We start from the raw sequence: 10,239 nt of genomic DNA, 5'->3' as shown, positions 1-10,239 counted from the left end.
CTGGAAGGTAACGAAGCAAGATAGCGAATCCAAGACCTGGAAGCATACGACCTGCAAGAGTCAAACCGTCTGCAACCCATTGGTATTCTTTAACAAGGTTTACAACACCTTGTACGAATTCTCCACCAAAAGCAAGGGCGAAGAATACTGGAAGGGCACGAGAAGCAGCCCATGGAAGCGCACCAAGAAGGTAGTTACGTTCGATAGCTTTATAGTCAAAGCGTTCGATCGCAGCATCAATACGGTGTGCGAAGAATGTAGTAGTCATACGACCAAGTACGTCGAAGTAAGTCAAAAGTGCCGCTACTGGTACAGCGATTGTAGTGATCGCAAGATCTGTTTCGATACCTTGTGAAACTGAGAAAGCTGTCGCAAGAACCGCACCAGAAGTTGCGTCGATACGAGAAGCACCACCGAAGGTACCTACCCCAAGGACAAACAACTGCAAGCTACCACCGATAAACAAACCAGTTGTCAAATCTCCCATGATCAAACCAGTAATGAAACCAGCGAATACAGGGGAACCTGCAGAAGAAACGATCGTCAACTCATCACAGATTTGATAAGCTGAGTACAGAGTGAGAAGTAAAATTTGCCACCATTGTATCATAACAATGACCTCCTAAAAATTTTTTCCTATTTTAATAAGCTCAAAAAGTCTGAAACTGGATCATTTGGAACCATTTGAGCAGTAAGTTTAACACCTTTTTCCGCCAATTTGTGGAAATCTTCTACGTCTTTATCTACAACGTTGATTGAACGTGTGATAGAACGTGTTTCTGGTGTTTGAGACATATTACCAACATTGACTGCTTCAAGCGGTACCCCTGCTTCCACTAATCCAAGGAAGCGGTCTGGTTTACGAGCAACGATAAACAAACGTTGGCTATCATATTTTCCAGCAAGGATATTGGCTGCAGCTTTTTCAACTGGCAAAATACTAAGTTTTACACCTGGTGGTGTTGCAAGTTTCAATCCGCTCTTTTCAACATCGTTGTTAACAACTTCATTGTCAACGACCATGATACGTGAAACATTCAGTTTAGCAGACCAAAGGTTTGCTACTTGTCCGTGGATCAAACGTCCATCAATACGGCATCCTACAATTGTCATAAATTTTCCCCCTTTATATGTTTTAGTGTAGGTTTACGAGTTAAGTGTATGTGATCTCTATATTCCCCTTCAGTTTCAAAGATAATGATGCGGTTAGCACCTTCCTTGAGATAGCTGTGCGGAATATAAAGCGATAAGGTTGGACCAACATTCCAGAAACGTCCGAGATGATGGCCATTGACATAGGCAATCCCTTTACCAAACTCAGATAGTTCTAAGTAGGTGTCCTTCGGAGCCTCAACTTCAAAGTCATAGGCGTAAAAGGCAGGTTGTCCTTCTGTCCATCCTTTTGAGAAATCAATCTTTTCAGGATTATCTAGTGGAAGCGAATAGTGTTCCCAGTTCAGCATGAAGTGTAGGTCTTTGCAGACACCTGTACGAATCCCTTTTCGTTGTGTATCTGCTAGGAACTTATGCCCGTAATTGACACGCCCCATATTTTCTACCAGGACATCAAAACGAGAGAGCGCTTTCTTTTCTCCTTGATAGAAGATGTCCTCACCAATTTCTGTCTGGTACTGAGTTGTAACCCATTTACCATCTACAAATAGCTGAGCTCTGTCTCGACCGTCAATGATACGGATACGTTCTTCTTCTGCATCCCAACTAGCTTCTGTACGATAGAGTAGATAACCGTAGCTTTGTCCCAACTCTTCCATTTTCTTAGGATAGAGACTTTCAGTTGGACTTGTTAGGCTATCCAAGGTTTCAAATAGAGAAACTTTCTCAACCAGTGGAATGTTTTCAACTTCCATGCTCTCTTTGTAAAGTGGTTCTAATTGTGGATACTCAGGATAGTAAGTCGCCATCATTTCCTTAACTGCCATGTATTTAGCAGTTGGATTGCCAGCTTCATTAAGGAGAGCGTCATAATCATAAGATGTTACTTGTGGTAAATCAATAGTTCCTCGAGCTGAACAACCATTCATAAAACCAAAGTTGGTTCCACCGTGGAACATGTAAAGGTTGATAGAGCCTTGCTCTAGTACCTCATGTACGGCTTCCGCTAACTCCTCTGGCTCACGCGTGATGACTGGTTCTTTCCATCGATTAAACCATCCATCCCAGAATTCCATACACATGAGTGGCCATTTCTTGTCATACTCATCAAAGAACTCTTGCATTTGCGAGAAGTTAAAGTTTGCTTTTGAACCAAAGTTCCCTGTCACAAAGAGATCATCTTCAATCAAGGTACCAGCTTTCAGAGTTGCTCGCCATGGACCATCAGATGTAAAGAGCGGACAAGTCACTGAACGTTCTTCCATCAATCGACGAATCTCACGCAAGTAGGTTTTGTCCTCACCGTATGAACCGTACTCATTTTCAACCTGCATCATGAGGATGTTACCACCATTATCCAACAATCTTGGAACAAGACGTGGAAGTAAATGATCATAGTAGCGTCCTACCATTTCTATAAAGGCTGGATCAGAGGAACGGATTCGCATGTCTTTATTTAAAAGCCATGCTGGTAAACCACCGAATTCCCACTCTGCACAGATAAAGGGAGATGGCCGAACAATAGCATACAAGCCTAAGTCCTGAGCTGTCTGAAGAAATTTTTCAATATCAAGATTGCCTTCAAAATTGAAGTTTCCTTCAGTTGGCTCATGTAAATTCCAAGCGACATATGTTTCAACAGTGTTAAAACCTAAAGCCTTGAGATTGTACAATGAATGATACCAGTCTTCTTCAGGAATTCTAAAATAATGAATGGCACCAGATAAAATTTTGAATGGTTCCCCATCTAGGTAAAAATCATCCTCAATTTTAAACCTTGTCATTTTACCACCCCATACTTTTTCGTTTGCGCTTTCATTTGTTGTTATATTAAATGATAAACTAATGAATCCATCTTGTCAATAGATTTTTCGAAAATTATTTAAAATTTTTCTTTTTTTTACTGAATTGTTTTCTAAAATTCTTGTAAAAAAATTTTTTCTTAAATATTTTCGATCTAGATAGCATAAATGTATGAGTTTTTAACCGTAAATAATATGTAAGTCAATCACTTAGAATATTATTTTATTTTTTTACATTATTTACTATCATTTTCAAACTATTTATGGTAAAATCGAAGATGGAGAAGGAAAAAATGAGGTGAAAATATGGCAATTCCAAAGTATCAATATATCAAAGATGAATTGAAAAACAAAATCATTTCAGGTCAATTTGCAAGTGGCGACAAGTTCTTCACTGAAGCAGAATTGATTGCAATGTATGACGTAAGTTCGATCACTGTTGTTCGCGCCTTAAACGACCTTGCTAAAGACGGTTATATTGTCCGCCAACAAGGAAAGGGAACCTTTGTGGCTCGCGCTCGCAAGCACAAACTCGTAGAATTTTCTGATGTAGAAATTTTTGAAACCAAGGACGATAAAGTCACTGTTCTTTCCATTGAACGCGGTAACGATCTTAACTACTTAGAAAAATTGGGATTGCGTGGCGATCAATTTTATTACAAAATCGAACGTATCCGTGAATCTAACGGTGTTACTTATATCTACCACACATCTTATATCCCTGAACAATACATCAATGCAAACTATCCAAATCTTGAATACTATAGTTCTATCTATAATCGTTTCAAATTGGACTACCACATTCACATGAATGACGAGCATTTTGAAGAAATCAATGAAATTGTATTTCCAACTCCAGAACATGCTGCTTCTATCCTAGGAATCGACGCTCAATTCCCAACTGTTCTCCAAACCAAGACAACTAAACTTGAGTCAACTGGCCAAGTGTTGGAATACATTGAAACTTACAAACGTTCTGATTTCTATAAGATTAAATTTATCTCATGTGATCGCGATCACTAAACATTAAAAAGTCTGAGACAATCGTTTCAGGCTTTTCTATTTTTCATTATAGCACGCCAGCTTTTAGTAGGAAATACCAAATGACTTTAAACTATAATTTGGAGAAATTTTACTAAAAACAGAGTAAAAATAAAAATTTAGTTCAAATTAAATAACTTCTTATATTTTTTTTAGGTATTTTATTAAAATACTTGACTTTACTAGATTCAGATAATACAATGGAATCAGTTTGTGAAAACGCTACCAAAACAATAAATTAGGAGGTTATTTAATGAAACCAGAAAATAAACAGCGTTTCTCTATTCGTAAATACGCAATCGGAGCAGCTTCTGTCTTGATCGGCTTTGCCTTTCATGCACAAGCTGTTGCCGCTGATGGAGTCGTACCTACTACAACAGAGAATCAACCTACTATCCAAGCCGCAGGAGAATCGTCTCCACAGGCCAGCGAAGAAAAACTTGAAACTAGTCCTACACCAGAAGCCGTAGCTCCTGCAGCTCCAGTGACACCTGTAACAAACACTGAAGTACCAAAAGTTGAAGCTACTCCTGCACCTATTGTAGAAAAAACTGTTACAACCGAAGAAACTCCAGCAAAACCAGAAGTAACTGAAGAAGCTAAGCAGCCAGAACCAGAAAAGGCAGAAAACAAAGAAGTTGCTAAAGTTGAAGCTCCTGTAGTCGCTACAGAGAAAGCAGCTCAAGTCAATGAAAAACTAGCTAAAAAGAAAATCGTTTCAATCGATGCAGGGCGTAAATACTTCTCTCCTGAACAACTGAAAGAAATCATCGACAAAGCCAAACACTATGGTTACACTGATCTTCATCTCCTAGTCGGAAATGATGGCTTGCGTTTTATGCTAGATGATATGTCTCTAACTGTAGGGGACAAGACTTATGCAAGCGACGATGTCAAACGCGCTGTTGAAAACGGAACAAATGCCTACTACAACGATCCAAACGGCAATCATCTAACTGAAAGCCAAATGACCGACTTGATTAACTATGCCAAGGATAAAGGCATTGGACTTATCCCATCTGTTAACAGTCCTGGTCACATGGACGCTATCCTTAATGCCATGAAAGAACTAGGTATTGAAAAGCCTAACTTTAACTATTTTGGTAAAGAATCAGCACGTACTGTCGACCTTGACAATGAAAAAGCAGTTGCCTTCACAAAAGCTTTGATTGATAAGTATGCAGGCTACTTTGCTGGTAAATCTGAAATCTTCAACATCGGTTTGGATGAGTACGCTAACGATGCTACAGATGCTAAAGGATGGAGCGTTCTTCAAGCCTATAAATGGTATCCAGAAGATGGATTCCCAGACAAGGGCTATGACAAATTCATCGCCTATGCTAATGACCTAGCTCGTATCGTCAAATCTCACGGTCTAAAACCTATGGCCTTCAATGACGGTATCTACTATAATAGCGATACAAGTTTTGGTACCTTTGACAAGGACATCATCGTCTCTATGTGGACTGGTGGCTGGGGCGGTTACGATGTCGCTTCTTCTAAATTACTAGCTGAAAAAGGACACGAAATCCTCAATACTAACGATGCTTGGTACTACGTTCTCGGCCGTAATGCTGACGGGCAAGGTTGGTACAACCTCGATCAAGGATTGAACGGTATTAAGAGCACACCGATTACTTCTGTACCAAAAACAGAAGGAGCTGATGTTCCTATTATCGGTGGTATGGTAGCGGCTTGGGCTGATACTCCATCTGCTCGCTACTCTCCATCTCGTCTCTTCAAACTCATGCGTCAATTCGCAAACTCAAATGCTGAATACTTCGCTGCTGATTACGAGTCTGCCGAACAAGCTCTGAAAGAAGTTCCAACAGACCTTACTCGCTACACAGAAGAAAGTATTGTAGCCGTTAAAGAAGCCGAAAAAGCCATCCGTGCTCTCGATAGCAACCTTAGCCGTGCTCAACAAGATACTATTGATCAAGCGATCGCAAAACTCCAAGAAGCTGTTAGCAACTTAACCTTCACTCCAGAAGCTCAAAAAGAAGAAGATGCTAAACGCGAAGTTGAAAAACTAGCTAAGAACAAGGTTATCTCTATCGATGCTGGACGTAAATACTTCACGCTAGACCAACTTAAACGCATCGTAGATAAAGCCAGCGAACTCGGTTACTCTGACCTTCACTTGCTCCTTGGAAACGATGGACTTCGCTTCCTACTTGATGATATGAGTATCTCAGCAAACGGCAAGACTTATGCAAGCGACGATGTGAAAAAGGCCATCATCGAAGGAACAAAATCTTACTACGACGATCCTAATGGAACTACTTTGAACCAAGCTGAAATCACTGAGCTTATCCAGTATGCTAAGGACAAAGGTATTGGACTAATCCCAGCTATCAATAGCCCAGGTCACATGGATGCTATGCTTGTCGCTATGGAAAAATTAGGCATCGCAAACCCTCAAGCTAACTTTGACAAGGTTTCAAAAACAACCATGGATCTTGAAAATGAAGAAGCAATGAACTTTACAAAAGCCCTTATCGGTAAGTACATGGACTTCTTTGCAGGCAAGACTAAAATCTTTAACTATGGTACAGATGAGTATGCTAACGATGCTACCAACGCTCAAGGTTGGTACTACCTCAAGTGGTATGGTCTCTACGGTAAATTTGCTGAATACTCTAATAGCCTAGCTGCCATGGCTAAAGAAAAAGGCTTGCAACCAATGGCCTTTAACGATGGTTTCTACTACGAAGACAAGGATGATGTTGAGTTTGATAAGGATGTTCTCATCTCATACTGGTCTAAAGGCTGGTGGGGTTACAACCTTGCGTCTCCTCAATATCTAGCAAGCAAAGGCTATAAATTCCTTAACACAAATGGAGACTGGTACTATGTTCTAGGAAATCATAAAAATGACGAGGCTTACCCACTATCAAAAGCTATTGAAAATACTGAAAAAGTACCATTTAACCAGCTAGCTTCAACTAAATATCCTGAAGTAGACCTCCCAACAGCTGGTAGTATGCTAGCTATCTGGGCAGATAAACCAAGCGCAGAATACAAGGAAGAAGAAATCTTTGAACTCATGACTGCTTTTGCAGACCACAACAAGGACTACTTCCGTGCTGACTACAAAGCACTACGCGAAGAACTTGCTCAAATCCCTGAAAACTTAGAAGGATACAGTACAGAAAGTCTCGACGCTCTCAAGGCTGCTAAAGACGCTCTTAACTACAACCTCAATCGTAACAAACAAGCTGAATTGGACACACTTGTAGCTAATCTCAAAGCTGCTAGACTTGGTCTCAAACCAGCTGCCACTCACTCAGGAAGCCTCGATGAGAGTGAAACTGCTGCTACAGTTGAAAATCGACCAGAGCTTCTAGTTAAGACCGAAGAAATTCCGTTTGAGATTGTTAAGAAAGAAAATCCTAACCTTCCAGCAGGACAAGAGAAAGTCATCACTGAAGGTGTCAAAGGTGAACGGACTATCTATCTTTCAGTTGTAACTGAAAATGGCAATCAAACAGAAACAGTTCTCGAAAGACAAGTAACAAAAGAAGCTGTCAATCAAGTTGTCGAAGTTGGAACATTAACAACTCATGTAGGAGACGAAAAAGGTCAAGCTCCTGTTGTAAATAAACCTCGAGTAGTCATCGAAGATGAAGAAATTCCATTTACAACCATCACTCGCGAGACTCCTTCACTACCTAAAGGACAAACTCGTCTAGTAACTGCAGGTGTCAACGGTCGTCGTAGCCATTTTTACTCTGTGACTACTGCTGCTGATGGATCTGAAGTTAAAAAATTGGTTACTAGTGTTGTCGCTCAAGAACCAGTCGCTCAAGTGATCGAAGTTGGCAACCCTGTCACTCACGTCGGCGATGAACATGGTCAAGCAGCTATCGCTGAAGAAAAACCAAAACTAGAAATTCCAAATGAACCAGCCCCAGCATCTGTTCCTGCTGAGGAAAACAAATCTCTTCCTCAAGGTCCAGCTCCTGTAGCAAAAGAAAATAAACTTCCTGAAACAGGAAGCCAAGGTTCAGAATGGTTGATTGCTACTGGTCTTATGACTGCTCTCACAGCTTACGGACTTAGCAAGAAAAAAGATTAAGCACAAATAAAAAGCGGGACAAAAGTCTCGCTTTTTATTGTGATTATTAATCACCCAAACCGATGCGTTCGAAGATCTCATCCACACGTTTGGTATAGTAAGTTGGGTTAAAGATTTCGTCAATTTCTTCTTGAGTGAGGCGTGAAGTCACTTCTGGATCTGCTTCGAGAAGTGGTTTAAAGTCTACTTGGTTATCCCAAGATTGAGCTGTCTTTGGTTGAACAAGGTCGTAAGCTTGCTCACGTGTCATGCCTTTTTCAATCAAAGCAAGCATGGCACGTTGGCTGAAGATCAAACCAAATGTAGAGTTCATGTTGCGGATCATGTTTTCTGGGAAGACAGTCAAGTTCTTAACGATGTTTCCGAAACGGTTGAGCATGTAGTCAATCAAGATGGTTGTATCTGGTGCGATGATGCGCTCAGCTGATGAGTGAGAGATATCACGTTCGTGCCAAAGGGCTACGTTTTCATAAGCTGTTACCATGTGACCACGGATGACACGCGCAAGACCTGTCATGTTTTCAGAACCGATAGGGTTGCGTTTGTGAGGCATTGCTGATGAACCTTTTTGCCCCTTAGCAAAGAATTCTTCCACTTCACGTTGTTCTGATTTTTGAAGACCACGGATTTCAGTAGCCATACGCTCGATTGAAGTCGCGATGCTAGCAAGAACTGCAAAGTACTCAGCATGAAGGTCACGAGGAAGGACCTGTGTAGAGATTTCTTGAGCACGGATACCCAATTTGTCGCAGACGTATTTTTCAACGAATGGTGGGATGTTGGCAAAGTTACCAACCGCACCAGAAATCTTACCAGCTTCCACACCAGCAGCAGCATGCTCGAAACGCTCGATATTCCGTTTCATTTCGCTGTACCAAGTTGCCAATTTAAGACCAAAAGTTGTCGGCTCAGCATGCACACCGTGGGTACGACCCATCATGATAGTGAACTTGTGTTCTTTCGCTTTGTCAGCGATGATGTTAAGGAAGTTTTCAAGGTCCTTGCGGATGATATCGTTGGCTTGTTTGTAGAGGTAACCATAGGCCGTATCGACCACGTCAGTAGAAGTCAAACCATAGTGAACCCACTTACGTTCTTCACCAAGAGTCTCAGAAACCGCACGCGTGAAAGCCACCACATCGTGACGAGTCTCCTGCTCGATTTCCAAAATCCGGTCGATGTCAAAGCCCGCTTTTTCACGAATCAAAGCTACATCTTCCTTAGGGATTTCTCCCAACTCAGCCCATGCTTCGTCAGCCAAGATTTCCACCTCAAGCCAAGCACGGTATTTATTTTCTTCAGTCCAAATGTTCGCCATCTCAGGGCGAGAGTAACGTTCGATCATTTTGTTTTTCCTTTCTTTACTGATTATTCCATACACCATAAATATTTTATATAACGTAAATAGCTTGTTTTTAAAATTATATTGAATGTTTAGTAGCCGTCTATATCTTTAAGTTTTATTTATAAAATATTTTCTGTCTGCTCTCCAATTTTATAATCAACACCATCAATAGTAACCGATTTTTGTTGAATGTCATCTCGTCCTACTAAGATTAAATAATTGTCAGATGGCGACTCAATATATTGTTTCAATTTTTCTTCATCATTTGGTTTTAGTTTTACCGCAAATATATCATGTAACAATATTTCATATGAACCAAATTGTTCTGTATAATGTAAACCACTATCATAAGTTCTGATAAATTCAAATTCAACATCCCTTAAACTTTGAATTTCTAATATATTTTTATCAATAATCTCTTCAATGAATTCTCTTACTACATTGACCTCTCTATTCCGTCTTGTTTGAAACCATTCCAAAAATTTTATGACATTTTTTGATTGTACATATACTCGTAAATCATTAGGAACCCAAAAATTTTCTTTTTTCTCATCAGTTACTTCCAATTCATTAGCGAGGTTATTAAAGGAATCAAATTTTTTATAAACTCCTCCAATCGGTTGATATTGATTTGCTATTTTCGAATTTTTAACTAGTAAATACTTCCCATCAATCTTTATCCTAAATAGATAAGCTATACTAAATCTCACCTGTTTATCTCGAGCTTTTCCTATATTTGTATCTATCCATAACTTTAAATATTTCTTATTATCTCTAATCCATTGCAAAAAAGCACCTACAAAAAAAGAAATAATAGATGCAATAATTGTTGAAATTAACCAAGTCATCTTTTCCCT

Annotated in this window: 7 protein-coding genes; 2 read left to right on the top strand and 5 right to left on the bottom strand. The window is 39.9% G+C overall.

All coding sequences use genetic code 11. The features are described from left to right. The 3 genes from PCY17_RS09750 to PCY17_RS09740 form a co-directional block, all read right to left on the bottom strand. A partial coding sequence (locus PCY17_RS09750; protein WP_301393609.1) for a PTS sugar transporter subunit IIC occupies positions 1-610 on the bottom strand: 610 nt, incomplete at its 3' end. 26 nt (positions 611-636) lie between these two features. Further along, entirely contained in the window at positions 637-1,113 is a 477-nt protein-coding gene (locus PCY17_RS09745; RefSeq protein WP_000156977.1) for a PTS system mannose/fructose/N-acetylgalactosamine-transporter subunit IIB, read from the bottom strand. Further along, on the bottom strand, positions 1,110-2,897 hold the full coding sequence (locus PCY17_RS09740; protein ID WP_049503180.1) for a beta-galactosidase family protein: 1,788 nt from the start codon (positions 2,895-2,897) through the stop codon (positions 1,110-1,112). The genes PCY17_RS09745 and PCY17_RS09740 overlap by 4 nt, the downstream gene beginning before the upstream one ends. 324 nt (positions 2,898-3,221) lie before the next feature. On the opposite strand from PCY17_RS09740, the gene PCY17_RS09735 reads away from it, so the two are divergent. Together PCY17_RS09735 and strH are read left to right on the top strand one after the other, a co-directional pair. Further along, positions 3,222-3,938: a GntR family transcriptional regulator gene (locus PCY17_RS09735; RefSeq protein WP_049503179.1), complete on the top strand. Its 717-nt coding sequence runs from the start codon at positions 3,222-3,224 to the stop codon at positions 3,936-3,938. A gap of 271 nt (positions 3,939-4,209) precedes the next feature. Further along, positions 4,210-8,037 carry an LPXTG-anchored beta-N-acetylhexosaminidase StrH gene (strH, locus tag PCY17_RS09730; protein WP_301393601.1) on the top strand — a complete coding sequence of 1,276 codons (3,828 nt, stop codon included), beginning with the start codon at positions 4,210-4,212 and terminating at the stop codon, positions 8,035-8,037. 46 nt (positions 8,038-8,083) lie between these two features. Here strH and purB read toward each other — a convergent pair whose 3' ends face one another. Together purB and PCY17_RS09720 are read right to left on the bottom strand one after the other, a co-directional pair. Continuing rightward, positions 8,084-9,382 (bottom strand): adenylosuccinate lyase, encoded by a 1,299-nt coding sequence (gene purB, locus PCY17_RS09725; RefSeq protein ID WP_301393598.1) that lies wholly within the window; start codon positions 9,380-9,382, stop codon positions 8,084-8,086. A gap of 119 nt (positions 9,383-9,501) precedes the next feature. Further along, positions 9,502-10,230, bottom strand: a complete 729-nt coding sequence (locus PCY17_RS09720; protein ID WP_301393597.1) for a hypothetical protein — start codon at positions 10,228-10,230, stop codon at positions 9,502-9,504. Positions 10,231-10,239 lie beyond the last annotated feature (9 nt).

This window comes from Streptococcus sp. SO2 (assembly GCF_030440025.1).
This window is presented reverse-complemented; position numbering and strand designations above follow the sequence as displayed.

Coding starts and splice junctions, on each gene's coding strand:
- PCY17_RS09735 (WP_049503179.1), top strand. CDS start 3,222: ATGGCAATTCCAAAGTATCAATATATCAAAGATGAATTGAAAAACAAA.
- strH (WP_301393601.1), top strand. CDS start 4,210: ATGAAACCAGAAAATAAACAGCGTTTCTCTATTCGTAAATACGCAATC.
- PCY17_RS09745 (WP_000156977.1), bottom strand. CDS start 1,113: ATGACAATTGTAGGATGCCGTATTGATGGACGTTTGATCCACGGACAA.
- purB (WP_301393598.1), bottom strand. CDS start 9,382: ATGATCGAACGTTACTCTCGCCCTGAGATGGCGAACATTTGGACTGAA.
- PCY17_RS09720 (WP_301393597.1), bottom strand. CDS start 10,230: ATGACTTGGTTAATTTCAACAATTATTGCATCTATTATTTCTTTTTTT.
- PCY17_RS09740 (WP_049503180.1), bottom strand. CDS start 2,897: ATGACAAGGTTTAAAATTGAGGATGATTTTTACCTAGATGGGGAACCA.